The following is a 25,370-nucleotide window of genomic DNA, read 5'->3' on the forward strand; positions in this document are numbered from 1 at the left end:
GCCGGCTCGGCACCCGGGGTGTCCCGCCCGATCAGACAGGAATGTCACCCCCGCCCCGGCCACCGCCACCCCGACCCCAGCCACCGCCGCCACCCCGACCCCGACCCAGCCACCGCCGCCACGCCGATCCCGCGCAGGCACAGACACGCAGGGCGGATTGTTCAGTCAAGAGGCGAAAAAGCGAGCCTAGTCACGGGCCGAAGCGGTAGGCGCAAGACGTCCCGCGTGTTTTTGTTGATCCGTGCGGCAGCAGCCCCCTCTGGTCACCCGTGCGCACATAGATCTGCTCCGGGTCGCCTCCGCCGCCTGTCCCGCTCGCTGACAGCCGCGCCGTCTCCAGCAGAGCCCGCCTCCAGCGGAACCCCGGCCAACGCCCGCGACCCACCGCTAACCGCGGGCCGGGGCACGCTCCGCCCGTACCGGGAAGCTCCGCATCGAGGGACGTCGCGCCCCGGTAACAGCACATTGCAGGACCTCCCCGTCCGACCAGTCACCCTGCCCCGGGAGTCAGCCGCGCCATGTCGATTGCTCCGTCCACATCACAGCCCGCCGGCACCCAGGTCACGCCTGCCACCGTCGCCGTTCTGATCCCGAGCGCGTTCACCGCCCAGCTCCGCTCGCGGCTGGGCCCCGAGATCCAGGTCGTCGACGTGCTGGGTGGTGCGGAGCTGCCCGCCGAACCGGCCGGGCCGGTGATGGCACTGGTCATGCCGTGGTCACTGCGGGAGCCGTCGGTGCCGGCCTCGGCCCTGGAGGCGGTGGAGCGGGCCGAGTGGGTGCACTTCGTGTCCACCGGAGTCGACGGCTTTCCCCTCGATCTGCTCGCCGGGCGCACGGTGACCTGCGGCCGCGGCGCGAACAGCGCGGCGATCGCCGAGGTGACGGTCAGCCTGCTGCTCGCCGTCGAGAAGCGGATCCCGGAGATCTGGGAAGCGCGGACGAACGAGTCCTTCATCACCGAGCCGCTCGGCACACTCGACGGCCGCACCGTGGGACTGCTCGGCTTCGGGTCCATCGCCCGGGAGCTGGCCGCGCGCCTCGGCGGGTTCGGGACCCGTCTGCTGGCCCTGCGACGCAGTGGGCGGCCCGCCGACGTGCCCGGCGTGACCGTCGTCCGCACCCTGGCGGAGCTGCTCGGGGAGGCCGACCACCTGGTCGTCGCCGCACCGCTCACCCCGGAGACGGACCGGCTGCTCGACGACGACGCGTTCGCGCTCGCCAAGCCGGGGCTGCACCTGGTCAACGTCGCCCGGGGACGGATCGTCGACACCGACGCGCTGGTCCGGGCGCTGGCGGCCGGAACCGTGGCCCGCGCCAGCCTGGACGTCACCGACCCCGAGCCGCTGCCGGCCGACCACCCACTGCGCGACGACCCGCGGGTGCGGATCATGCCGCATCTTTCCTGGTCCGCCCCCGGCGGCCTGAACCGCGGGCTGGACGTCTTCGCCGACAACCTGCACCGGTGGCGCGCCGGCAGGCCGCTGGACGGCCTGGTCGACCTCACCGCCGGCTACTGACCACCTGGACCTGGTCACCGTGGACTCACACAGGTGACCAGCACAGGTGACCAGCACGGCTGACCAGCACAACGGCCACCGTTGCCAGCTGCCGCCGGCGCCCGGTCAGCGTCAGCCGCGGTGGCCCGGCCGGTCAGGGGCGGAAGCTGGCCCGGTACTGACTGGGGGTGCTGCCGACCAGTTCGGCGAACGCGGCGTTGAACGACGACAGCGAGGCGTACCCGACGCTGAACGCGATGCTGGTCACCGAGGAGTCCTCGGCGGCGAGCAGCTCGATCGCGCGCATCATCCGCAGCCGGCGCAGCGCCAGCCGGAGCGCACCGGTGGCGGCGCAGAGCAGGTAGTGACGGCCCACGCGGAGCTCGCGGGTCGGCCCCGGCGCGAACGTGCGGACGAAGCTGAATGCCTCGCGGGTCACCGGCAGCCCCCCACCGGACGATCGTAGACTTCGGCCGGCACGGCCGACCTCGGCATCAGCCCGCACCTCCTCGCCCCGGCCCACCCCCGTGTCGGTCAGGCAACTGTCGCCAGCAGTTCCGCGTGAAAGCGCCGGCTGGTCGGCGCCGCCGTCATGAGCGGTCTGAGAACCTCGCCGGAACGCGCGAACAGATCCGAGCCGAGGTAGCCCGCGAACGAGCTCGCGTCGTCCCATTCGTGGATCACGGTGACGCGGGTCTCGTTCTCCCGGGCCGCGTGGACGCGGAAGTCGAGGTTTCCCGGCAGCGCGCGTATCTGGTCACGCTGGCCGTCGAGATGGGTGCGAGCGACAGCACGGTCGATGGCGGCGGTCTCGAATTCGACAATGGCAAGGAACATGAGAGTCTCCCGACTCGGGCGATGACGGCCCCGCGACTGCGGCACGGTCATTCTCGCGCGACCCCGCCCGGCCGGCCGCCGGCAAGCGGACGCGTTCACGCCCCCATCGGACACGACAACCGCGCCTCCCGGAACATCGGCCGGGGACGTGCGGGAGAGCGCATGCATCCTCGAAGCACAACCAGCGCGGACCGACGCCCACCGCGGGCCGAGCGCCCGGCGGACGGCCGGTCCCGGGCTTCAGACGAGCTCGCGCCCCGCGGATCGTCCCCGTCGACCCCGTCGACCCCGTCGACCCGGTCGTCCCGGCCACTCGATGCCCGCTTCCGGGGACGGGTCGCAGGCTTCCGCCACACCCCACCGAGTCTTTATTCCGCATGTAGATCTTATGCTGAGTCATGCCCGGGCCGCGCGCAGTGACGATCATGCTGTCCGCTGCCGAGCGGGAGGTACTGACCCGCTGGGAGCGAAGTCCGAAGACGGCGCAGGCGTTGGCGCTGCGGGCGCGGATCGTGCTGGCGTGCGCGGGCGGCGGGACGAACGGGCAGGTCGCGGCAGCCGCCGGGGTGTCGGTGGCGACGGTGGCGAAGTGGCGGAACCGGTTCGCGGCGCACCGGTTGGGGGGACTGTCGGACGAGGCGCGGCCGGGGCGGCCGCGCACGGTTTCCGAGGCCCAGGTCCGCGAAGTGATCACGAAGACGTTGGAGCAGGCGCCGCCGGATGGTGACACGCACTGGTCAAGCCGGTCGATGGCGGCGGCGAGCGGGTTGTCGCAGTCGACGGTGTCGCGGATATGGCGCGCCTTCGATCTGGAACCCGCGAACCGTCCGCGAACTAACGACTCAGGGCGGTGATCTCCCGCTTCGACGGCCCGGGTCACCTTCCCGAAAAGACGCCAATGAACGCGCGCTTTCACACCCGACCCCACCGGGAACGGCCCCGAAAACCCGGCGACGAAGCGCGAAACGGGCCACTTGTTACGCCGTTGGGGCACGTGATAAAACCCTCCTGAATGCGGCATCAAACCATCTTTCCCAGTGACGAACCGCACCCACCTACTCCCTCGAGCCGGTGTTCCGCCGCCGGCCCCATGTTCTCGACGTCATCCCGGAAAAGCCGTCTCGAAAGCGCTCTTCTTGCTGCCTGCGACGGCGCGAGAATCCGGTATGACACCCGGTTCGATAACTGACCCGAACACGGACATCAAAAGCTGGAGGCCGACGTGTCCGAGGCGTACCCAGATTTAGCCGAGCCCGCTCGCCCGGAGCCCACCGCCGGCCTCAGCCGCCGCAGGTTCATCGGGGCCACCGGCGCGGGCGCGGCCGCGCTCAGCGGGCTGCTGGCCGGCGCCACCCCGGCGCGCGCGGTGCCGACGACCGCGGTCAGCGCCCGAGCCGTGATCGTCGGCACCGGGTTCGGGGGCGGGGTGACCGCGCTGCGGCTCGCCAAGGCGGGGGTGCCGACACTCGTACTCGAACGTGGGCTGCGCTGGCCCACCGGACCGAACTCCAACACGTTCGCCACCGTCGCGAACCTCGACAACCGCTCAGCCTGGCTTTCGCCCACGCCACCGCTGCCGGGTCTGGCGAGTCTCGTCCCCGGCGCCAACCAGACGTGGCCGCTGTACACCGGGGTACTGGAGGTCATCAAGGGCAACAACATGACCGTCAACTGCGGCGCCGCGGTCGGTGGCGGTTCGCTCATGTATCACGGCATGACGCTGCAGCCGACCAAGTCCGATTTCATCCGCTCGATGCCGCTGGCCGCCGGCCTGTACGACGAGCTCAACACGCGGTGGTACCCCACCGTCGCGTCGATGCTGGGAGTCTCCACCGTACCCGACGACATCCTCAACGCGGCGCCCTACAAGTCCTCCCGAATCTTCCTGGACGTGGTGCCGCGCAACCTCGGCCTCAAAACCTTCAAGGTTCCCCTGCCGGTCGACTGGAACTACGTCCGCGGCGAGCTCAACGGCACCTACAATCGCGCCTACACCAACAGCGACATCGCCTTCGGTGTGAACAACGGCGGAAAGCACTCCATCGACGTCACCTATCTGGCCGCCGCCGAAGCCACCGGCAAGGTGACGGTGCAGCCCCTGCATGTCGTCCGCGACGTCGCCCTCGGCGCCAACAACAAATGGACCCTGACGGTGGACCGGATCGACACCGGCGGCGTCGCCCAGGAACGTAAGATCATCACTGCCGATGCCGTCTTCCTCAACGCCGGCTCCCCCGGAACCACCCGACTGCTCGTCAAGGCGAAGGCCAAGAACCTCATCCCGAACCTTCCGGACGCCATCGGCACCCAGTGGGGCAACAACGGCGACCGCATCTATGAATGGCTCGGGATGGCGCAGGACCCGGGCGCGCTGCAGGGTGGCCCCGCCTGCGTCGGCGCCACCGACCCGTACAGCCCGATCCCGCTCAGGATCATCCATGCCGGCGCGCCACCGCTGATCGCCGGCTTCCAGAAGCTGATGACCGTGGTCGGCTTCGGCGTCGTCCCGGCCGCCGGCACCTGGGCATACGACGCGAGCAAGGACGATGCGGTTCTGACATGGCCGGTCGGCGCAGACGCCGCGCTGCAGGCATTGATCGCCGCCCGCATGGCCGGCCTCGCGCTCACCGGCGGCGGCATCATGATCGACACCAACCTGACCGAGAACTCGACCTGGCACGCCCTTGGCGGCGTCCCGATGGGATCGGCCGTGGACCTTTACGGCCGCGTCCTCGGCCACCGCGGCCTCTACGTCCTGGACGGCGCCCGCATTCCCGGCTCGACCGGAGCGTGCAACCCTTCCATGACCATCGCCGCCCTGGCCGAGCACAGCATGGCCAGAATCGTCGCCCAGGACGTGGGCACCGTCTTCTGACAGGGACGTCCCGGGTCGCCGCCGGGCCGTCCGAATCGCGGCGGCCCGATGGCCCGCTGCGCCCGCACCGGCCGTCGCCCGGCGGCCCGGCGGGCGGGCTACCCGTTCGCGGTCACCGGTACCTGCCCGTGGATGGTGATAACACTGACGCTTCCGTCCGCCAGCCGGTAGGACAGGCCGACCACCGCGCAGCGGCCCGCGGCGATCTCGGCGGCGAGCAGCGCCGACCGGCCGACGAGGCCGTCCACTGTGCGCTGGATGTGCGTGCGCACGAACTCGTCGACGTCGGTGTGCCCGGCGGCCCGGGCCGAGAGGATGCTCGGCATGACCCGCTCCACCACATCCCCGATGTAGCCCGCCGGCGCCGTGCCGTCGCGGTCCGCCTCCGACGCGGCGATGACGGCGCCACAGGAGTCGTGGCCGAGCACGACGACCAGGGGCGCGCCGAGCACGCTCACGCCGTACTCGATGCTGCCCAGCACCTCGGGCCCGGCGACGTGGCCGGCGGTGCGCACCACGAAGAGGTCACCCAGCCCGCGGTCGAAGATGATTTCGGCCGCCAGCCGGGAATCCGAGCATCCGAACAGCACCGCGAACGGATGTTGCCGCGGCGCCACCGCCGAGCGGCGGTCGGCGTCCTGGTTGGGATGCAGTCTTTCGCCGCGCACGAAGCGCGCATTGCCCTCCTTCAGGACCGCGAAGGCCTCGGCGGGTGAGGAGCCAGCGAGATCGGTGTCGGGCATGCGCAGCAACCTATCCGATCGGTCTCCGCCGCAAACGCAGCCGCGAAAAATCTCACGGTGCGCCGAAAACGACCCGTCCCCACACATCGCTCCGCTCTGCGCATGAATCACGACACTAAATGGAAAAGATCAGTCGGCTGGGTTCCTGAGCGACCTGCCGGGTGCTGTGCGCCGACCAGCGCGCCGGCAAGGCCGCGGCCGCGCTGCCGGCCGAGCCCGCCGTCAGTGCAGGGCACCGTCGACGAGGGCAGCGTTCGGGCANGGCAGGACAGTGCCCGGCAGGGCAGGGCGGCATCAGCCGGGGCCCGCCGAAGTCGATCCGTTCCCCCTCCGCCGTCTCGGCCGGCATCACCTTGATCGCGGTCGCCCGGCGCATCCGCCGGTGCTCCGCCTTCAGGACCAGCCCGAACACTCCCGCACCGAGTTGCTCGCCGAGGACGTAGTTGGGCACCGCGGCGGCCACCCGCGCCCGCTCGACGATCGCCGGGCACCACGGCGGCCCGGCCGGCCGGCCTGTCGCCACGACCCGGATCAGCACAGCCTCATCATGCGGCAACCGCCCCGCCGGTAAGGCGCGGACTCCGGAACAGTCCGCCCGGAGGGCGGGCTGACCTGGCCTTACGGCGGTGCCGGCGAATGCCGCCGCGGTTAATAGGCCGCGGCCGCGGGACCGGTCACGCACGGCGCCTCCCAATCATGCCAAAATTCGGTTTTCGCGGGAACCGCGGGCCGGTTCGCATCCCGCACCGCGCCGGCACGCCGAAGGGTTTAGAGTCAAAGCAATTCATTCACTGAGGTCAGTTGCGCGCGAATAAGGAGCGTAGGTGGGCAACCGCAGTACGGGTAGTTCGCCGGCAGGACCGGTCGCCGTGCTCGAGCACGGCGGATCCCGGTGGCGGGTCGGCCGTGGCCAGGAGATCACCATCGGGCGCAGCAGTGCCTGTACCATCAAGCTGCCGGACGACACCTACCTGTCGCGGCACATGGCCTTGCTGCGGGTTCTCGACGACTGCGTCCTGGTGTACAACAAGTCGCAGTCCAAGCCGTTCCTGATGCGCCCGCCCGTCGGTGCGGACAGAATCGTCGAACCCGGCGCGGCGATGACTTCGCTGCCCTTTCCCCGGTTCGACATCGTCGTGGTCCGCGGGGGTGGGGCGACGGTCACCATCCAGGTCGACGCGTCCGCGGTCACCCAGGACAGCATGTTCTTCGGTTCCACCACACTTTCCGAAAGCAAGGCCACCATCGGCAGGCCGATCCGGCTCACCCCGGCGCAGCTGGACATCATCATCGAGCTGTGCCGGCCGCTGCTGACCCGGTGCGGGGCGGACGCTCGCCCCGCCACCTACAAGGAGATCGGCGAACGGCTGGGCCGCGGCCCGATGTACGTCCGCAACGTCATCTCGGACGTCCGGCGAGAGGTACGTGACCGCAGCGCGCCCGGGCTGACGGACTGGGAGGACCTGGCACACTGGATGATCCTCAACCGGGTCGTCACCGAGCGCCACCTCGACCGCTTCCAGCGGGAGGACACCCGCCCCCTCGCCGTTGACTGTTCCGCCGCACCTCCGGAGCAGCCCGGGCGGGAGGCCCGGGTCATCGGGTGCGAGCCCTGATACGTGTCCGGGTGCTGTCCCACCGGCCGCCGCCCCCGGGCATCGGCCGCCGCCCACCGTTCGACCGGTGCGGCGGGGGGTGTAGCGCTCCACTACCCGGCCGCGGATTCCTCACCTAGATTCTCCGCAGCGGCCACCGACACCGACACCCGAACGAGAACACCCCCGCTGTGCTGCCGGAGGTCTGAGGAGTATGGCCCTGTTGAGCGACGGACAGGTGATCCGGGATACGTACCGGGTCGAGCGGTTGCTGGGCCGCGGGGCCTTCGCCGAGGTGTACCGGGTCCGGCACCGCTATCTGGGCCGGCAGGCGATGAAGGTGTTCCGGCGGGCGGGGATGTCCGCGGAGCAGGTACGGGACGCCCTGAGCGAGGCGATGATGCTTTCCAGAATTGGCCACCCGAACATCATCCGGGTTTTCGAGGCGAACACCGTCGAGACGGATGGCGGGGGATACGCCTACTTCACAATGGAATACGTCGCCGGCGGCACCCTGAACAACTTCCGCTTATCGCACGGGGAGGCGTTCATGCCCATCCGGGTCGCGGTGGACGTCATACGGCAGGTGGCCCGCGGGCTGGCGGTCGCCCATCAGGAGTCCCCGCCGATCATCCACCGCGACATCACCCCGCAGAACATTCTGGTCGGCTACGACCGGGACGACCTCCGCGTACGGATCAGCGATTTCGGGCTTGCCCGGAAGGTCAGCGCGCTGACGCTGCTGGCCAGCTCGCGGGGAACCATCGCCTTCATGGCACCGGAAACGCTGCTCCACCCGCATCTCGCGTCGGTGCCCGGGGACGTCTGGGCACTGGGGGCGGTGTTCTACCTGCTGCTGACCGACGAGCTTCCCTACCCGCGGCGCTCCGTCAGTGATCCGATCACGGCCGCCTGGCACACCACAGCCCTCGTCGCGCCGAGCGAGCTGCGGTACGAGGTGGACGGATCGCTCGACGCGATCATCGCCCGGGCGCTGTCGTTCTCGCCGGCGGCGCGCTACCCGTCGGCCGCCGAGCTGCTCGCCGATCTGGAGGCCTGGCGGCCGGCGAGCCGGTCCCGGCAGGGCGAGAAGGAACCGGGGCCGGCCGGGGAGATCTCCGCCCGCAAGAACGCGGACCGGTGACGGCATGGCGACCCGCGACACCGACGCCCTGCCGCTGCGGCAGGTGTCCGCCCAGATCTACCGGCAGAACCCGTTCCGCCTGACCGGCCTCCCGCTGTCGGCCACCGCCCGGGACATCCGCCGGAAGGCCGACATGCTCGCCGTCCTGGAGAAGACCGGTGGGCAGCTGCCGGAACCGGCTGTGCTGCCGCGGCGGCCGGCACCGTCCCCCGAGGAGCTTCGCGCCGCCCTCGAACGGCTGGGCGATCCGCGCCGGCGAGTGGTCGACGAGTTCTTCTGGTTCTGGCCGGCGGGTCCCGACAGCGGGCAGGCGGGTCCGGCTGACGGGCAGGACAGGCCCGGTGAGAGCCGGGACGAGGCGCTCACCGCGCTGGCGGCCGGCGACCCGCTCGCCGCCGCCCGGCTGTGGGCCACCGTGACCGGGAGCGGCGAAGACCAGGTTCCGGTGGCGGACGCCGCGAACGCCAAGCACAACCTCGCCGTGCTCGTTCACCTCCGGGCGCTGGACGCCGAACTCGGGCCGGATGTGGAGCCCGTTCCGGATGCTGCGCGCATTCCGGATGCGGAGCCCCCGCCGGGCACGGGCCCGCCCGACTGGGGGTACGTCTACCGCCGCTGGGGTGACGTCCTGCGCGACGACCAGGTGTGGGACAACCTTGAGGCACGCATCCGGCAGACGGCGGACGCCAGGCTGGACCCGGGCCTCGCCGCCTCGATCCGCGCGGGGCTGCCCACCGCGGTGCTGTCGATCGGCGCCGAGCTCGCGGTGGCCGCCATCGCCGCCGGGGAGGACGAACGGGCCGGGCGGCAGCTGGCGGCGATGCGGGAGGCGCAGCTCGGTGACGGGGCGGCCCTCGACACCGCCCTGCGCCTGGCCGGCGCGCCCTGGACCGACGAGATCGACCGGTTGTGCGACAGTGCGCGCCAGGTGGCCGAAGGAGCCCGGCTCGAGGGCCTGACCCAGGCCGAGCACATCCTCACCGAGTCCGCGCAGCCCCTGGCGCGACTGGACCGGCTGCTCCCCGCCGAGGAGTCGGCGCGGGTCCGCACTCACGACAAGGTGGCCGTCGAGGCCCTGACCTGCCTGTTGGCCTTCGACCAGGCCCGGGAGCGCCCGGATCCGCCCACCGACGACTCCATCCGCAACCAGCTGCGGATGTCCGAGCTGGTCGGCCGGGCCGAGCGGGTGGCGGCCTCCGCGGCCGTCCGGGACCGGCTGGCCGAGAACCGGCGGATTCTGGAAGAGGCCGCGCTGTCGTTGATGTGCTGGTTCTGCCGTGAGCGCCCCGGCATCTCCGCGGCGATGCAGATCTGGATGCACGGCAACGTCGTCCGGGTCCTTTCCAGGGTGAGCTGGAGCAAGGTGCAGGTCACCGTGCCACGCTGTTCCTCCTGCCGGAACCAGGTGCTTGGTCGGGGCTGGTTCGCCGCGCTGCGCTGCGCCCTGTACTTCGTGGTCGCGATCAGCGTTCCCACCATGCTGTTCCCCGGGTCGGGCGGTGGCTACATATTCCTCGCCGTCGTCGTCGCGATCGTGGCGTTCGTCGCCGACCTGGTCGTCCTGGGGAAGTCAGCGGAAAAGGAACGCAAACGCCTGGACTCCTTCCCCCCGCTGGCGGAACTGCGCGATCAGGGCTGGCAGCGCGGCGAGAAACCGTTGGGGCTGTCCGATGTCTGAGAACCGATCTGTTCCGCAGCAGCGGATGCCCGGTGGGTGGTGGCCGGGCCGGCTGCCGCCCGGCGGACCGTCGCCCGGCGGATCGCTGCCCGGCACCGTGCGCCAGTGGCGGTATCCCCGCGCCTTCCGCATAGCCCGGCCGACCGTGCCGGAGGAATGGGCCGCGGTGCTGTCGCTGGTTCCGGCGCCGGCCGTGACGCCGGAGCGGGGGCGGGGGCCGGAGGGGGAGCACACACCGGCGCCGGAGCCGGCGGCGGGAAACGCCCTGGGTCCGGCGGCGGTGGCGGAGCTCGCCACCGGGCTGTGGCGGCTGCGCCGGCGTCTCAACGCCACGGTGACCGGCGCCCCGACAACCAGCACCGCCCCCACAACCAGCACCGCCGCGAACGGCATCAGCCCGGCGGCGGGCGCGGGCCGCGGCGCGCCCCGGGAGGGGAACCGCCCGGCGGACACCCGCCGGTTGCAGCGGCAGGTCGACTCGCTGTGGAGCTCCCTCGCCGCGGCCGGCGTCGAGATCCAGGAGCACGACCAGACCCACTACGACTCCGGCCTGGACCTGGAGGTCCTGGAGTTCCAGCCGACGGCGGGGCTGACCGACGAGACCGTCCTGGAAACCCTGCGGCCCAGTGTCTACCTGCACGGCCGGCGCGTGCAGACCGGCGAGGTCGTCGTCGGCATCCCCCCCGCCGGGGCGACGTCCACCGGACAGGAGGAACGATGACCCGCTCGACCATGGACTTCGGCATCGACCTGGGCACCACCAACAGTGCGATCGCGGTCCTGGACGGAACCGAGGCCCGCATCGTCAAGAACGCGTTCGGGCACGACACCACGCCGTCGGCGGTGTACGCGGACCGCAACGGGCGGATTCACGTGGGCGACCGGGCCCGCGAGCGCGTCGAGTNCGACCCGGCGAACGCCGCCGCCGAGTTCAAACTGCGGATGGGTCTGCGCGACCAGGTGACGACCTTCGCCAACAGCGGCCTCACACTGAGCCCGGAGGAACTTTCCGCACATGTGCTGCGCGCACTGCGGACGAATGTGAAGCGGCAACTGGGCGAGGACATCAGGGCGGCGGTCATCACCGTTCCGGCCGCCTTCGAACTGAACCAGACCGACGCCACCCGCCGCGCCGCCGAGGCGGCCGGGCTGGAACTGTCGCCGCTGCTGCAGGAACCGACCGCGGCCGCCCTCGCCTACAGTTTCCAGCGCGACGAGGACAACATCTACCGGCTGGTCTTCGACCTGGGTGGCGGAACCTTCGACGCGTCCATCGTGCACATCCGCGACGGCGAGTTCGACATCGTGAACCACCGCGGCGACAACTTCCTCGGCGGGAAACTCATCGACTGGGCCATCGTCGAGCAGCTGCTGATTCCCGCCCTGCTGCGGCAGTATTCGCTGCCCGGCTTCGGCCGGGGTGAGCCGGCCTGGGCGCAGGCGATCGCGAAGCTGAAGGCGGCCGCGGAGAACGCGAAGATCGAGCTTTCCTCGGCGGCGACCGCGCTGATCGACATCAGCGATCCGCCGCTGTGCACCGACCCGGACGGCAACCCGGTCGAGTTCGTCCACGAACTGCACGCCGCCGAGGTGGACGAGCTGACCGAGCCGTTCGTCACCCGCGCGGTCAACATCTGCCACGCCGCGCTGCGGGAGAGCCAGCTCTCACCGGAGAAGATCGACCGGGTACTGCTCGTCGGCGGGCCCACCCTCATGCCGCACCTGCGCCGGCGGCTCGCCGACGGCCTCGGCATCGAGCTGGACGTCAGCCAGGACCCGATGACCGTCGTGGCCCGCGGGGCGGCGATCTTCGCGGGAACCCAGCGGCTGCCCACCGGACCGGCGCGCCCCGACGTCGCCTACACCGTCGACCTGGAGTACAAGCCGATCGGCTCAGACCCGGAGCCCGTGGTGGGCGGGGTGGTCCGGGGGCCAGCCGGGCGCAGCCTGGAGGGGTTCACCGTCGAGTTCGCCAACGCCGAGGCCCGGCCGCCGTGGCGCAGCGGCAAGCTCGTTCTTCCGGCGGCCGGCTCCTTCATCACGACGCTGCGGGCCGAACCCGCGCGCCGCAACATCTACGAGATCCTCCTGGCGGACCCGACGGGGACGAGTGAGCGGATCCAGCCGTCGGAGCTGACCTACACGCTCGGCGTCGTCGCCCCCGCAGCCACCCTCACCCACTCGATCGGGGTGGCGCTGGCCGGCAACGAGGTCTCCTGGCTGCTGGCGAAGGGCACCCGTATTCCCGCCCGCGGGCGGGAGATCCTGCGGAGCACGGTGCGGCTGAACCGCGGCCAGTCCGGTGGCCTGCTGCGGATCCCGATCCTGGAGGGGGAGCATCCCCGGGCCGACCGCAACCGGCAGGTGGGCGCCCTGGAGATCCTCGCCGACCAGGTGACCAGGGACATCCCGCGCAACAGCGAGATCGAGGTCGAGATCGAGATCGACGGCTCCCGGCTGGTGACCACCAGAGCCTTCGTCCCGATCCTCGAGGAGGACTTCGAGGCGTTCCACGACCTGACCACCGAGAGTGCTCCCGACCCGGCCGACCTGCGCCGCGCGCTGGAAGCCGAACGGCGGCGGCTGGCCGAGCTGCGCGCCGACGCGCAGCGCACCGCCGACCCGGCCGCGCTGGCCATCCTCGACGAACTGGACGGCGAGCAGGCGGTCGACCAGCTCGAGAACGACGTCACCTCCACCGAGCACGGTGACACCGACGCGGCGAGCACCGCCGGCCGGCGGATGCTGGACCTGCGCGCGAAGCTCGACGACGTCGAGCACGCGCTTGAGTGGCCCGCGCTCGTCGAGCTGGCGAACCGGGTGCTCAACGACGCTCCCGGGCTGATCGAACAGTACGGCGACGCCCAGGACCGCGAGCGGCACGCGCGGGTCGCCGCCGAGGTGCGCCGGGCGCTGGCCGGCCGGGACGTCGCGCACCTGCGGATCCTGGTCGACGAGCTCACCGCCCACCTGGCGATCATGATGGACCGCCGGACGGGTGCCGTCGTGATGGCGCGCTTCTCCCAGCTGGTCGCGCAGCGCTCCGAGCTGCGTGACCAGGCCCTGGCCGCCCGTCTGATCGCAGAGGGGCAGCGCGCCGTCGACGCCGACGACGTCGATCGGCTCCGAACGGTGACCCGCCAGCTGATCGACCTGCTGCCGGACCGGGAAGCACAGGGCGGGGCCGAGGACATCAGCAATGTCTACAAGGTCCGCTGACGTGGCCCATCGCGACGTGGCCCATCGCGACGTGGCGCTGGCCGGCGTGGCGCTGGCCGGCGAGGTGCTGCGGGGCCGGGCCGCCACGCTGGCCCGCTCCGGTCGGCACGAGGATGCCGTGCTGCTGCTCACCGAGCTGGCGGCCGGTCGTGAGCACACCGCGGCGGAGCATGATCTGCTGGCCCGGATCCAGGCGCAGCGGGGCCGGCTCGACGAGGCCGAGCGCCACTGGCGGGCCGCGCTGGCTCTGGAGCCGGACGCCGGCGGCGCCATCGCTGACGGGGCCGCCGCGGGACTGCACCACCTGCGGCGGCTGCGGGCCGACCGCGTCGGCGCCCGCCGCCGGGACGGCCTCGCCGCCGGTCTGCTGGTCCTGCTCGCCCTCGGCGGAGGCTGGTGGCTCGGCCACGACGGGCCCGACCGGCCGGACCAGGTGCCGGCCGCCGCCCCCCTGTCCGCGCCAGCCGCCGGCACCGTGCCCGCGCCGGAGGGTGCCGCGCGCCGGCCGGTGGACGATCTGGCCGCACGCCTCGCCGGCCCGGAGGCGACCGTCACCGGGGCCGGTGGCCAGCTGGTCGTCGCCTTCCACGATCCGATCTTCACTGTGCACGACACACCGAGTCCGCAGGGCCGCGCGACGCTGTCCGGCCTGGGTGCCCGGCTGGCGGCCGTACCCGGAATCGCCGTCGAGATCGTCGGCCACAGCGACGGTCTCCCCGTCCGCGCCGGCGGTCCCTACCCGGACAACGCCGCACTGAGCCTGGCCCGCGCCGCGGCCGCCGCGGAGACCCTGCGCGGTGCCGGTGTCCCGGCGACCGCCCTCACGATCTCCGCGGGCGGCGGTGCCGTTGCCCCGTATCCCGACGGCGCCGCCGGCGACCCCCGCAACCGGACGGTGACCCTGCGCGTCACACCGCCCGCCTGAGACGGCGGGCGGACGCCCAGCAGAGGAGGAAGGACCCACCCATGACGCAGGCGGAGCCAGCCCCGAAGCCGGCGGAGCGGTCCCGCGACCCGCTCGCGGTCGCGCTCGCCAACGCGTCCCTGCTCGGCGGCGGGTACCTGATGCTGGGCCGGCGGGCGCTCGCGATCACCACCACGCTGGTGACGGCCGAGCTGCTCATCATCTTCGCCTCGTCCGCGCAGGTCCTGTGGTTCGCGTTCGTCCTGATCGGCTGGTGGTTGGCGCTCGTCGCGCACGGCTGGCTGCTGGCCGGCGGGTGGCCGCACCGACGGCGGCCCCGGCCGTGCCGGCCCGGGCGACAGCGGGCAGTGGCGCTCGCCTTTGTGCTGCCCGTGCTGCTGGCGGCGGTCCTCCTGCGGCTCGACGCCGGGCGGATCGACCGGGAGGTCTCCGCGGCCCGCCGCGCGAGCGACTGCCAGCGGGTGGAGACCGCGGTGGGGCGGGTGTCGCCCGCCCACCGCATGGTCGCCCTCTCCCCCGGCTCCGACGGCACGGGCCTGGTCGCGGCCTGCGCGACAGTGCGCCGTGCCACCGCCGACCTGGACGGGGCGCTCAACGGCGAACTCACGCTCCTGGAGCGTGGCTTCCAGCGCCTCGCCGCCGTACGCGAGGAGTCACCCGACTACGCCGCCACGGTCACGACGGCGCTGAACCGGTTCCTGGACAGCCTTCCGGTCGACGACCCGTGTGACACCGCGGACATCCTCACCTGGCTCGAGGCGCGACCGGCCGGTGACGGCGAGCCGGACCGGGTCGCCGAGGTCGTCCCACGGCTCGCCCCGGCGGCTCTGCTCAACTGCGCCGATCGGACCCTGGCCGCCGGGGAGCGGGACGAGGCCTACTCGACATACCAGCGGCTGATCGACCAGTACCCCGGCCACGAGCTCGCTGCCCGGGCCCGGCAGAAGACCGGGGAGATCGGCCAGGCGGTCGAGCTGGAAAGGGTGCGCGCTTCGTTGCGTGCGTCGAGCTCGGACAGTCTGCCGGCCTACTGCTCCGCACCGGCCGCCTACCCGGCCGCACCCGGCGGCGGCCTGAACCGTGCCCTGATCTTCGGCAGTTCCACGTATGTGGGCAAGCTGCCCGCGGAGTGGAAGGCCACCGGCGCCACCGACGCCGCCCGGGTGGTCTGCATCGGCACGGCCGAGTACGGGAGCGCGGCCGAGAGCTGCCGGTACGACGGTGTGGGGAGCGTGACCTACCACCGGGTGGCGCTGCCGGTGCGTGTCTACGAACTGCGAACCGGGCGGCTCGTGACCGACACCTGGGTGGAGATCAGCGGGACGAGCTGCCCGTACTTCATCTACGGCGACAGCACGAAACGGCTCGTGAGCGTCTCCGACGCGGGCGTCGTGGCGGCTCTCCGGCCCGTCGCGGGCCCCTGAGCACGACTGCTCTCGGCCGGGGGTTGCCCGCGTGCCCGGCAGACCCACCCGGCCGTGCGGCCGATCCACCCGGGGATGGCCCGGTGGGTGCTGCGTCACATCTTCCGTCCCAGCAACGCGCGCGGCATTCCAAAACGCCCGGCCAAGTGGATAAACGGCGAGTCGAATACAGCCCAACCCCGGCCCCCGGGACGGGGAGATCCACGTTGACGACACCGACATCAAATGGTCAAATACGCGATGTGTATCGTTCGGCCGTGCTGGTGACCCGAGGTCACATCGACTTCCTGCGGGTGAACTCCGCCGCCTGTACCAACGGCTGAACGGCCAGCCGTATCGCCTCGGCACCGGGCGGCGGCGGAGCGGCCCGGGCCGCCGGGGATACCGGCCGCCAGCCGCACTTCGCGCAGCGGGCCGGGCCGCCGCCGGTATCACCCCCGCCCACCGGTGTTTCCTTCCGTCGCAGGCCCGGGCACCCGGGGAGGGCTCCCCCCGGTTTACGCAATGTCGGAGAAGAGGCCGAGGCCAGCGCGACCCGATCGGTGTCGGAACACTTCACACACCGCGCTCGCGAGATCGGCCGGGACTTCTCGGCGCAGCCGCACCAGCCCCTGACAACGCGTGGCGGCCGGCGGTACCCGGCGGCCGGTGGTGGCTTGCCGGCGCCGACGCACCGACCGTCGTCCGCTTCCGGGAATGTCCGGAATTGCGCCAAAGAAGGAGTGCACAGGGCATGACTATCGCCGCATTGCCCATCGCCGAGACGACTGTGGCGCACCCGGGGGGAATCGTCCGAACCACGGAGTACGGCCGGGTCATGAGCGTGCTCGACCAGGCGGGCAGCGGGCACGGCACGCTCGTGGAGCTCAGCGGCGACCCCGGCTACGGGAAGACCCGGCTGCTGACCGCCGTCGCGAGCGAGGCCCGCCGCCGAGGGGTGGACGTGATCCGGGGCCGCTGTCTGGAGACCCACCGCGGCCGGCCGTTCCACCCGCTCATCGACGCGTTCAGTACCTGGCGGCCCGCCGGCGGCGAGGCGGGGACCCAGGCGACCGCCTTCATCCGCGCGCTGGCGGCCGCCGGTGACATGCTCGCCGAAGCCGAGACCGGGCGCTGCCGGCTGCTGGCGGAGCTGCGCTCCCTGCTGGCGGACACCCTGACGGCGGCGTCCGGCCCGCATCTGTTGCTGCTCGACGACATGCACCTCGTTGACCGGGCCTCGGTCGAGCTGCTCGACATCCTGGCCCGCTGGCCAGTGGAGAACCCGCTGTCGGTCGTGGTCGCGCACCGCCCGCGACAGGCACCCACCGTGCTCCAGGCCACCCTGCAGCACTGCGCCGAGGTGGGGGTCGTCGAGCGGGTCCGGCTGGCCCCGCTCAGCCTGCGGCAGAGCGCCGAGCTGCTCGGAATGCCGGCCACCGCGCCGGAACTGGTCGATCTGCACGAGCGGGGCGCCGGCAATCCCCTGTATCTGACGGCGCTTGCCGAGCGGGCCGCCGCCGACAGCGGCCTCCCGCCGTCCGGCGGCCGTGCCCAGACCTCGGGCGGCGGCTACTACGACGCCGCGGGTGAGCCGCCCGACCTGTGGACCCGCAGCGCCCTGGGTGCCCGCCTGCTGGCCGAGGCAGCTCCCCTGGACCAGCGGCAGCGGCTGGTCGCGCACGCGGCCGCTGTGCTCGGCGATGTCTTCTCGGTGAACGCCGTGGCGGCCGTGGCCCAGCTCGGGCGGGACGAGACCTGCCGCACGCTGGGCCTTCTCCGCGGGCGCGACCTCGTCCGCACCGTGCCCGGCGGCGACCTGGCGTTCCGCCACCCGCTGCTGAGCCGCTGCCTCTACGGCGAGACGGATCCGTGCTGGCGGGCGGCCGCGCACCGGCGCGCGTTCGAGCACCTGCGGTCGCTGTTCGCCCCGCCGGGGGTACTCGCCCGGCACGCCGAGGGCTCCGGGTCGCACGGCCGGCCCGGCGACACGGCGGTCCTGGTGGCCGCGGCCGGCGCCGCCGTGCAGGGCGGCCGGGGGCCCGAGGCCGCCCACTGGCTGTCCGCCGCCATGCGGCTGCACCGGGCGGGCCTGGACACCGACGCCAGCACCAGCACCAACGCACACGCACACGCACACGCGCCGACGCTGGCGCCAGTGGGCCCGGATGTCTGGCGCCCGGTGGTGGACCTGCTCGCCCGCCACGGTGACCTGCCCCGACTGAGTGCCCTCGGGCCGGAGATCCTGAGCACTCCGGGAGCGCTGGGGCCGGCCGGCCATGCGGAGGCCGCCGCGCACCTGGCGATGGTCTCCGCCTCCCTCGGCCACCGCGACCACGCCATGGCCCTGCTGACGGCGGCGCTCGCCCACACCCGCGGACCGGCCGAGGAGGCCCGGCTGCGGGTGTATCTCCAGCTGGCCCGGATCATCTCCGGCGGTATCCCGGCCGCCACCGAGGTCATCGAGCTCGCTGCGGCCGTGCCGGCGGACGATCACCTCACCCGGGCTGGGGCATTCGCGGTGCGGGCACTGACTGCCACGCTCACCGCCGGCGAGGCAGCCGACGGCCGTTGGGTGAACGCGGCGGCCGCCGCCTTCGACACGCTGGGGGCAACCGGATCGGACGTCGCCGGGGCCGGGGCCGGGGCCGAGCCGTACTACCTGCAGTGCCTGGGCTGGACGGAGGCGATGCTCGGCCGCTACGGCAGCGCGCACGACCGACTCACCAGGGCGCTGCGGGCCACCCGGGAGCATGGCGAGCATCATCTGCTGCCGGCGCTGCTCAACAGCCTCGCCTACGTCCACTACCAGTCGGGGCGGATGAGCGAGGCCATCGAGATCGCTCGGGAGGCTCACCGCGCCTCGGACCTGGCCGGGCGCGCCGACCAGGCGGCGCTGGCGCACGCGGTGGCCACGGCGGCCTGGGCCGGGCTCGGCCGCTCCCCCACGTTCGGCCCGGAACTGCCCGCGGGCGTGCACACCGACGCGCCCCGCACGCCGTTGACCGCACTGCTGTTCGCCGAGGCCGCACTGGCCGTCGGCGACGGGACGGCCGTCCGGGCACTGCTGGGGGCTGAGGGTGAGACGTGGCGGGTGGCCGAGCCCATTCCGGTGCTGGGTGCCCGCATCTATGAGGCGCTGGCTGCCGCCGCGAGGCTCACCGGGCAGGATCCCGGCCCGTGGGCGAACCGGGCCGAGCAGGCGGCCGGCCAGGTCGCGCTGCCCGAGCAGCGGGGCTTCGCCCTGCTCGCCCGCGGGCACGCGCTGGGGCCGGGGCCACGGGCCGACCGCTGCTATCTGGAAGCGGCCGAACTGCTGGCCACCGCCCCGGCCGGGACCCGTGCCCGGGAGCTGGCCCGGCTCGCCCGGCGGCAGCTCCCCCGGCCGGCGGCCGCTGCGCTGGGCGAGCTCACGGCGCGGGAGAAGGAGGTCGCCGAGCTCGCCGGCGACGGCCTGCGTACCCGGGACATCGCCCGTCGGCTGCGGGTGAGCCCCCGCACCGTCGACACTCATCTCGCGCATATCTACGACAAGCTCGGGGTGAGCTCACGCGTCGAGCTGGCGCGGATGCTGTCCACGACCGACTGATCGCCCACGAGCGACCGGCGATCCGTGACCGACCGGCCATCCGTGACCGTCAGGTGCGCTGCCCATGGTCCGCCGGCTCAGCTGGCGGTCGGCAGATCGAGCAGCCGGTCGGACGTGAGGATGGCGTGGTGCAGCCGGCGCAGCGAACGGCACGGTTCCAGCCCCAGCTCGGCGCGCAGCACCCGCTGCGCGTCGCGGTAGACCGCGAGCGCCTCCGCCTGCCGGCCGGACCGATAGAGGACGAGCATCAGCTGGGAGTAGAGCGACTCCCGCAGCGGGTGCTGCGCGATGAGCATGCCGAGCAGGCTGATCACCTCACGGTGCCGGCCGAGGGCGGTGCGGGCCTCGACCGACAGTTCGAGCGCGGCGAGCCGCTCCTCCTCGACCCAGGCCGCGAACGCGGTGAGGACCGGGCCGTCGACAGCCGACTCCAGCACCGGCCCCCGTACCAGGGCCAGCGCCCGCTCGGTGGCAGCCAGCACCGCCTCGGGGTGCCCGGCCGCCTGGTGTGCCCGGCCTTCGCGCATCGCCTCCTGGAACTCGACGACGTCGTAACTGGCGCCTTCCAGTCGCAGCAGGTATCCGGCGGGTTTGGTGACGATGGACCGGGCGGGGTCCATACCGGCGGCGGCCAGGAACTTGCGCAGCTGCGAGATGTAGACGTGGATGGCGGCCGCCGCCCGGCGTGGCGGCCGGTCTCCCCACAACTCCATCACGAGCGTTTCCTTGGTTGTCACCCGGCCGGCCCCGACAAGCAGGGCGGCGAGCGTCGTCTCCATCTTCGGGGCACTGAGCAGATGGGTCCTCCGGCTGTTCGACACGCGCAGGGGCCCGAGCAGTTCGTAACGCATTGACACCTCGTGCAGGCAGCGGGAAACGAGTCCGGGAAGGAGATGTCCACTCTGCCCCGACCACACCCGGCGCACATCGGTAGAACTGCCTAGGTAAAGACGATTACGCACCGACGGGGCTCGGCCGGCGGTCACGGCCCGCGCGGCGGAAATTCAGCTCTGTGACACGCATGTAACACCTTCCCGGCATTACCGCGGGGATCGCATTAGGTCATTTTTAGACGAACGGCCGATGCTCACCGCTGTCGAGACAGCGACGAGGGGACCGTCCGTGACACATTCTCGTGACGATCGCGATCCGGCCCGAACCAGCGGCGATCCGCACGCCGTATGGCGACTGGTGGTCAGCGACACCACGACCCTGCTGATCGACCTGGCTACCGGCGAGGCGGTGCTCCGGCAGGAGGACCTGCTCCCGCCACGGGTCGGTGCTCCCCGGCCGCTGCGGCGCGAGTACCGAGCCCGGCGGACGGCCCAGGACAGCGGACTCGGGCCGGGCTGGTCGCTCACCAGCGAGCTGCCCCTGGTCGAGGACAGCGCCACGGCACGCCCGGACGGGTACGACGGCGGCCATGGCGACGGGCGCGGCGATGGGCGGGATCCAGCCAGGTCGGTGCGCCTGCACCGGGACACCGCCGGCCGGGTCGTCCGCCTCGACGGCCCGGGCGGAAGCACCCTGGCCGCCCTCCGGTACGACCCGGCCGGGCGGCCGGTGCGGCACACCGACGCCGAGGGCGCGGTCACCGTCCTCGACTGGGACGCCGAGCACCGGTTGACCGGGATCAGCGACGTCACCGGCACCCTCCTCGGGCTGTCGTACACAGCGTCGGGCGCGGTCGGTCAGGTGGTCCTGGGCGGCGCCGAGGGCACCTCGCACCTCGACATCACCTACCCGCACCCGGCGCACACCGTGCTGACCGACGCCCTCGGGCGCACCACCGCCTTCACCTTCGACGGCCGTGGCCGGCTGCTGACGGTCACCGACCCGCTGGGAGGCGTACGCAGCCAGGAGCGGGACGGCGAGGGTCGCCCAGTCGCCGTCGTCGACGAGACCGGCGGGCGCACCGTCCTCGAACACGACACCGCCGGACGACCGGTCGCCCGGGTCGCCCCGACCTCGGCGCGGTCGTCGGTCCACTACGGCGATCCCGACCATCCGCGGCTGGTCACAGCGCTGCGGGACCCGGCCGGCAACGAGGTCACCCTGGCGCACGACGCCGCCGGCCGGGTGGTCCGGGTCGGGGCCCCCGGCCGCTCCGAGCCTCTCGACCGGCGCGAGTACGGCGCCGGGCACGGCCGCCTGACCGCCCTCGTCGACGGCGAGGGGCAGGTCACCTCCTACGAGTACGACGCGGCCGGCGACCTGGTCGCGGTCATCCCGCCCGCGCCGCGCGGCCGCATCTCCTACGAGTACGACGAGCTGGGCCGGATCGTGGCCGTGACCGGCGGCAACGGGGTGCGGACGCAGTACCGCCGCGACGGCGTCGGCCGGCTGGTCGAGGTCACCGGCCCCGACGGGGTGCTGCTCACGCTGGAGCACGACGCCCTCGGACGGGTCGTGCGGCGCGCCGGGACCGGCTGGCACCACGACTACAGCTGGGTGTCGACAACCGGCGGCAGCCGGCTGACCACGGTGGTCCGCACCGACAGCACCGGCCAGGAGACGATCGAGGCCAGCTACGACCCCGACGGCGCGCTGCGCTCGCTCGCGACCGCCGGCGGCACGACCAGCTACGACTACGACGGCGCCGGCCGGCTCGCGCGGGTCCGGACACCCACCGGGCACACCGCGCACTTCACCCGGGACGCCGCCGGGCGGGTGCTGCGGACCGACCTCGGCGGCGCCGTCCAGGAGATCTCCTACGACGAGGCGGGCCGGCGGGCGTCGCTGACGCTGCTCGGCCCGGCCGGGGAGACGCTGCTGCACGCCGGGTACGACTACCGCGGCCCGGACGGCGCCGACGGTGACCGGCTGCGGCGGCTCGTCCTGGACGGCGAGGCCACCGAGTTCGACTACGACCCGCTCGGACGGCTCGTGCGGGCCGGCGGCACCACCTACGCCTACGACGCGGCGCACAACCTCGTCCGCCTCGGCGAGACGGCGTTCACCATCGGCGCGGCCGGCGAGGTCACCCGGTTCGGCGCGACCGAGTTCGACTACGACGGCGCCGGCAACTTCGTCGAGGAGGTGAACCCGACCGGCTCGTTCCGCTACAGCGCCACGAACCAGACGGTGCTCGGCATCTTCGGCGGGGCCGTCGTCGCCGACATCGCGCACGACGGGCTCGGCCAGCAGACCCCGCGGCGGGTCGCCGAGACGACGCCCGACGGCCGCTCCGTCACGCACGTGCTGAGCCACGGTCCGCTCGGCATCGCCCGCGTCACCGACGACGGCGTGCCCNTCGACGTGGTGCGCGCTCCCGACGGCACGGTGCTCGCCGTCATCACAGCCGAGCGCCGTCTGCTGTGGACGGTGACCGACCATCAGGGCTCGGTGCTGGCGCTGGTCGACGAGACGGGCCGGCTGGCCGCCGGCTACCGCTACACCCCGCACGGCGCGGTCAGCCCACGGGGCACCGACGCGGCCGTCAACCCGTTCCGCTACCGGGGCGCCTACCAGCTGCTGCGCAGCGCGCACTTCCTCGACAACCGGCTCTACAACGGCTTCTGGGGCCGATTCACCCAGCCTGACCCCACCGGACGGCAGTACGGCCCGTACACGTTCGCCGACAACGACCCGCTCGGCGCCGGAATCCCCGGCCGCCACGATTTCTGGGCAGCGCTGGCCGGGCCGCCGCATCTCGCCGCCGCGCTGTTCTTCCCGCCCACGGCGCTCTCCCCGCTCGCCGGGCATCCCCTCCCGGGCCTCGCCGCCGACCCCGCTGGCCTCGCCGACCCCGCCGACCCCGCCGGCTCGGCCGACGGTCCGGCGGCGCGGGCGGCCCTGCTGGCCCTGATCGGCCCCGGCGTCACCCCGGACCGGACACCGCACATCACCGACAGCGTCCCGCCGTCCGCCGCCACCGGCGCGCGGCGGGCCCCCCACCCCGAAGGGACCTCCCGCCATGGCTGACCTGATCGTGCTGCGCGTTCCGAACGAGGTCGTCGTCAAGGTCGTCGACGACGTCGTCGACCTCACCGACCCGCAGATCGGCCAGAGCGGCGTCTTCGACGACGAGCTCTACGACCCCGACGGCAAGCTGATCGGCACCTCGCACGGCTCGTTCCGGATCGAGTACGTGCGCCCCGGGGACGGCGGCCTGCTCACCTACTACTCCGAGGACCTCACCCTCGACGACGGCACCATCCACGCCGAGGGCTGGGCCGACTTCAACGACGTGCGCACGAGCAAGTGGGTGTACTACCCGGCGACCGGCACCGGCGGGCGCTACGAGGGGCTGACCGGTTTCCGCACCTGGCGGATGACGGGTGTGCGGGCCGCCGCGGAAGCCCGCATCCTGCTGGCCGAATAGCGGCCCGGACCGACGATGCCCGCCGTCGACGACGCCCGTCACCGACCACAGGAGCGCGCCGATGCCCGACCGTGACGTCCACCTCCTCGCCGCCGGCTCGGCCCTGCCGGGGCCCGCCGTCGACAACGCCACCCTGGCCAGGCGGTTCGGTATGGACACGCTCTGGGAGCAGTGGGTCGAGGTGTTCATCGGGACGAAGGCCCGGCACCTGGCCCTCGACCTGGAGTCCGGCGAGGTCGTAGGCACCCTCGCCGGACTCGCCGAACAGGCGGGCCGCCGGGCTCTGGACGCCGCCGGGCTCGGCCCCGGTGACATCGACGCGGTGGTGCTCGGCACCGCCACCCCCGACCAGCTCATGCCGGCGACCGTCAACATCGTCGCCGACCGGCTGGGGATCGACGACGTACGCACCTACCAGTTGCAGTCGGGCTGCTCCGGGGCCGTCCAGGCACTCGACGTGGCCCGCCAGCTGCTGCTCGCCGGGTCCGCCCGGCGGGTGCTGGTCCTCGGTGGCGACGTGATCGCCCGGTTCTACGACGTCACCGCCGACCTGCGTACCCTGCCGCCCGCGCAGCTGGTCAACTACGTGCTGTTCGGGGACGCGGCGGGCGCGGCCGTGCTGTCCGCCGAGCCCGCGGCGGGCTCGGCGGTGGTGCGGGCGCTCTTCACCCGGCTGGTCGGGCTCGGCCGGGAGCCGGGCGCGACGCTGGAGTGGTCCGGGCCCGCCGACCGGGACCGCGACCGCCCGGCGGCGACCGAGGACTACAAGGCCATCGAGACTCACGTCCCGCCGATGACCGGCGAGGTGCTCGACGAGCTGCTCGCCGCCACCGGCTGGGACCGGGAGGAGATCGACCTCCTCCTGCCGCCGCAGCTGTCCGGCCGGATGACGAAGCTGATCGCATCCCGGCTGGGGCTGCCGCGGGCGGCGGAGGTGACCGTCGTCGACGACGCGGGCAACTGCGGCAACGCGATCGTCTTCCTGCAGTTGGAGCGTGCGCTGGCGAAGCTCGCCGACGGCGAGCGGGCGGTGGGCGTCTCGATCGAGTCCAGCAAGTGGATCAAGGCCGGTTTCGCTCTGCAGGGCGGTACCGGGGCCGGTGCCCGCGCCCGCCTCCGGCCCGACCCGCGAGACCAGCCCGACCTGCCCGACCGCTCCGACCTACCCGACCACTCCGACCTGCCCGACCCGCCCGCGACCCCGCCGACCGCCCGCTTCGAAGAGGACATCCCGTGAGTGTGCGAAGCGCCGAGGACTTCGTCGCCCTGCTGCGCGACGAGCTCGCCCTGACTGTCACCGTCGACGACCTCGACCGGGACCTCGACTCCGTGGAGTCGTGGGACTCGGTCCAGCTCCTGGCCCTGTGCACGATCCTGGAGCGGGAGACCGGCCGCTCGCTGCCCCTCGCCGAGGTGCTGGAGGCGCCCAGCCTGCACGCCGTCTACCAGCTGGCGGTGGCAACGTGACCGTCGGCACCTCGACGACGGGTCCGCCGACGGCGGGCACCCCGACGACCGGCACCCCTGCTGCCAGCACCCCGA

At 72.8% G+C, this 25,370-nt stretch carries 20 protein-coding genes and 2 pseudogenes; 17 read left to right on the top strand and 5 right to left on the bottom strand.

Annotation, left to right across the window (positions count from 1 at the left end; all coding sequences use genetic code 11):
- Positions 1 to 241: 241 nt before the first annotated feature.
- Together UG55_RS48005 and UG55_RS23455 are read left to right on the top strand one after the other, a co-directional pair.
- Complete coding sequence (locus tag UG55_RS48005) at positions 242 to 322, top strand: putative leader peptide (protein WP_396230991.1); 81 nt, start codon at positions 242 to 244, stop codon at positions 320 to 322.
- 196 nt (positions 323 to 518) lie between these two features.
- Complete coding sequence (locus UG55_RS23455; RefSeq protein WP_066073154.1) at positions 519 to 1,517, top strand: NAD(P)-dependent oxidoreductase; 999 nt, start codon at positions 519 to 521, stop codon at positions 1,515 to 1,517.
- 133 nt (positions 1,518 to 1,650) lie between these two features.
- Here UG55_RS23455 and UG55_RS42455 read toward each other — a convergent pair whose 3' ends face one another.
- Positions 1,651 to 1,935: an AraC family transcriptional regulator gene (locus UG55_RS42455; protein WP_242424992.1), complete on the bottom strand. Its 285-nt coding sequence runs from the start codon at positions 1,933 to 1,935 to the stop codon at positions 1,651 to 1,653.
- Between the two features lie 95 nt (positions 1,936 to 2,030).
- Positions 2,031 to 2,333, bottom strand: coding sequence for a putative quinol monooxygenase (locus UG55_RS23465; protein WP_066073159.1), 303 nt, complete (start codon positions 2,331 to 2,333; stop codon positions 2,031 to 2,033).
- A gap of 398 nt (positions 2,334 to 2,731) precedes the next feature.
- On the opposite strand from UG55_RS23465, the pseudogene UG55_RS23470 reads away from it, so the two are divergent.
- Both UG55_RS23470 and UG55_RS23475 read left to right on the top strand, forming a co-directional pair.
- Positions 2,732 to 3,151, top strand: a pseudogene (locus UG55_RS23470) (helix-turn-helix domain-containing protein); the annotation flags it as partial.
- A gap of 404 nt (positions 3,152 to 3,555) precedes the next feature.
- The gene (locus UG55_RS23475; RefSeq protein ID WP_066073162.1) at positions 3,556 to 5,208 is read left to right on the top strand and encodes a GMC oxidoreductase; all 1,653 of its coding nucleotides are present in this window, start codon (positions 3,556 to 3,558) and stop codon (positions 5,206 to 5,208) included.
- A 98-nt stretch (positions 5,209 to 5,306) separates the two neighbouring features.
- On the opposite strand, the gene UG55_RS23480 is transcribed toward UG55_RS23475, so the two are convergent.
- Positions 5,307 to 5,951: a carbonic anhydrase gene (locus tag UG55_RS23480; RefSeq protein ID WP_066073165.1), complete on the bottom strand. Its 645-nt coding sequence runs from the start codon at positions 5,949 to 5,951 to the stop codon at positions 5,307 to 5,309.
- 824 nt (positions 5,952 to 6,775) lie between these two features.
- On the opposite strand from UG55_RS23480, the gene UG55_RS23490 reads away from it, so the two are divergent.
- The 8 genes and pseudogenes from UG55_RS23490 (at position 6,776) to UG55_RS23520 (ending at position 15,936) form a co-directional block, all read left to right on the top strand.
- A complete protein-coding gene (locus UG55_RS23490) occupies positions 6,776 to 7,567 on the top strand; it encodes an FHA domain-containing protein (RefSeq protein ID WP_242424994.1) in 792 nt (263 codons plus the stop codon).
- Positions 7,568 to 7,760: 193 nt separating this feature from the next.
- Positions 7,761 to 8,690, top strand: a complete 930-nt coding sequence (locus UG55_RS23495; protein WP_066073171.1) for a serine/threonine-protein kinase — start codon at positions 7,761 to 7,763, stop codon at positions 8,688 to 8,690.
- A gap of 4 nt (positions 8,691 to 8,694) precedes the next feature.
- Positions 8,695 to 10,368: a hypothetical protein gene (locus tag UG55_RS23500; RefSeq protein WP_066073174.1), complete on the top strand. Its 1,674-nt coding sequence runs from the start codon at positions 8,695 to 8,697 to the stop codon at positions 10,366 to 10,368.
- Complete coding sequence (locus UG55_RS23505) at positions 10,361 to 11,089, top strand: hypothetical protein (RefSeq protein WP_128423147.1); 729 nt, start codon at positions 10,361 to 10,363, stop codon at positions 11,087 to 11,089. The genes UG55_RS23500 and UG55_RS23505 overlap by 8 nt, the downstream gene beginning before the upstream one ends.
- A gap of 11 nt (positions 11,090 to 11,100) precedes the next feature.
- Positions 11,101 to 11,272 (top strand): Hsp70 family protein (locus tag UG55_RS42460; protein ID WP_242424997.1); only part of this gene is annotated, 172 nt, incomplete at its 3' end.
- A gap of 1 nt (position 11,273) precedes the next feature.
- Positions 11,274 to 13,587 (top strand): annotated as a pseudogene (locus UG55_RS23510) (Hsp70 family protein); the annotation flags it as partial.
- Between the two features lies 1 nt (position 13,588).
- On the top strand, positions 13,589 to 14,512 hold the full coding sequence (locus tag UG55_RS23515; RefSeq protein WP_199865235.1) for a flagellar motor protein MotB: 924 nt from the start codon (positions 13,589 to 13,591) through the stop codon (positions 14,510 to 14,512).
- A 41-nt stretch (positions 14,513 to 14,553) separates the two neighbouring features.
- A complete protein-coding gene (locus UG55_RS23520; RefSeq protein WP_066073183.1) occupies positions 14,554 to 15,936 on the top strand; it encodes a hypothetical protein in 1,383 nt (460 codons plus the stop codon).
- Positions 15,937 to 16,210: 274 nt separating this feature from the next.
- Here UG55_RS23520 and UG55_RS29250 read toward each other — a convergent pair whose 3' ends face one another.
- A complete protein-coding gene (locus tag UG55_RS29250; RefSeq protein WP_157901550.1) occupies positions 16,211 to 16,381 on the bottom strand; it encodes a hypothetical protein in 171 nt (56 codons plus the stop codon).
- Between the two features lie 288 nt (positions 16,382 to 16,669).
- On the opposite strand from UG55_RS29250, the gene UG55_RS46050 reads away from it, so the two are divergent.
- On the top strand, positions 16,670 to 19,504 hold the full coding sequence (locus tag UG55_RS46050; RefSeq protein WP_066073186.1) for an AAA family ATPase: 2,835 nt from the start codon (positions 16,670 to 16,672) through the stop codon (positions 19,502 to 19,504).
- Between the two features lie 77 nt (positions 19,505 to 19,581).
- Here UG55_RS46050 and UG55_RS23530 read toward each other — a convergent pair whose 3' ends face one another.
- Positions 19,582 to 20,355 (bottom strand): AfsR/SARP family transcriptional regulator, encoded by a 774-nt coding sequence (locus UG55_RS23530; protein ID WP_066073189.1) that lies wholly within the window; start codon positions 20,353 to 20,355, stop codon positions 19,582 to 19,584.
- A 271-nt stretch (positions 20,356 to 20,626) separates the two neighbouring features.
- Here UG55_RS23530 and UG55_RS23535 point away from each other — a divergent pair.
- From UG55_RS23535 to UG55_RS23550, 4 genes are all read left to right on the top strand, one after another.
- On the top strand, positions 20,627 to 22,756 hold a 2,130-nt coding region (locus UG55_RS23535), incomplete at its 3' end, for a DUF6531 domain-containing protein (protein ID WP_242424995.1).
- Between the two features lie 664 nt (positions 22,757 to 23,420).
- Positions 23,421 to 23,828, top strand: a complete 408-nt coding sequence (locus UG55_RS42475) for an allene oxide cyclase barrel-like domain-containing protein (RefSeq protein ID WP_066073195.1) — start codon at positions 23,421 to 23,423, stop codon at positions 23,826 to 23,828.
- Between the two features lie 61 nt (positions 23,829 to 23,889).
- On the top strand, positions 23,890 to 25,065 hold the full coding sequence (locus tag UG55_RS23545) for a 3-oxoacyl-ACP synthase III family protein (protein WP_083987132.1): 1,176 nt from the start codon (positions 23,890 to 23,892) through the stop codon (positions 25,063 to 25,065).
- Positions 25,062 to 25,295: a phosphopantetheine-binding protein gene (locus UG55_RS23550; protein ID WP_066073198.1), complete on the top strand. Its 234-nt coding sequence runs from the start codon at positions 25,062 to 25,064 to the stop codon at positions 25,293 to 25,295. Before UG55_RS23545 ends, UG55_RS23550 begins: the two co-directional genes overlap by 4 nt.
- The last annotated feature ends 75 nt before the right edge of the window (positions 25,296 to 25,370 follow it).

Origin of the sequence: Frankia sp. EI5c, assembly GCF_001636565.1 — a bacterium.
In the GTDB taxonomy this organism is placed as follows: Bacteria; Actinomycetota; Actinomycetes; order Frankiales; family Frankiaceae; genus Parafrankia.

Excerpts from the sequence above, each read along its gene's own strand:
- UG55_RS23455 (WP_066073154.1), top strand. The coding sequence starts at position 519 with ATGTCGATTGCTCCGTCCACATCACAGCCCGCCGGCACCCAGGTCACG.
- UG55_RS23465 (WP_066073159.1), bottom strand. The coding sequence starts at position 2,333 with ATGTTCCTTGCCATTGTCGAATTCGAGACCGCCGCCATCGACCGTGCT.
- UG55_RS23480 (WP_066073165.1), bottom strand. The coding sequence starts at position 5,951 with ATGCCCGACACCGATCTCGCTGGCTCCTCACCCGCCGAGGCCTTCGCG.
- UG55_RS23495 (WP_066073171.1), top strand. The coding sequence starts at position 7,761 with ATGGCCCTGTTGAGCGACGGACAGGTGATCCGGGATACGTACCGGGTC.
- UG55_RS23500 (WP_066073174.1), top strand. The coding sequence starts at position 8,695 with ATGGCGACCCGCGACACCGACGCCCTGCCGCTGCGGCAGGTGTCCGCC.
- UG55_RS23505 (WP_128423147.1), top strand. The coding sequence starts at position 10,361 with ATGTCTGAGAACCGATCTGTTCCGCAGCAGCGGATGCCCGGTGGGTGG.
- UG55_RS23520 (WP_066073183.1), top strand. The coding sequence starts at position 14,554 with ATGACGCAGGCGGAGCCAGCCCCGAAGCCGGCGGAGCGGTCCCGCGAC.
- UG55_RS46050 (WP_066073186.1), top strand. The coding sequence starts at position 16,670 with ATGACTATCGCCGCATTGCCCATCGCCGAGACGACTGTGGCGCACCCG.
- UG55_RS23530 (WP_066073189.1), bottom strand. The coding sequence starts at position 20,355 with ATGCGTTACGAACTGCTCGGGCCCCTGCGCGTGTCGAACAGCCGGAGG.
- UG55_RS42475 (WP_066073195.1), top strand. The coding sequence starts at position 23,421 with ATGGCTGACCTGATCGTGCTGCGCGTTCCGAACGAGGTCGTCGTCAAG.
- UG55_RS23545 (WP_083987132.1), top strand. The coding sequence starts at position 23,890 with ATGCCCGACCGTGACGTCCACCTCCTCGCCGCCGGCTCGGCCCTGCCG.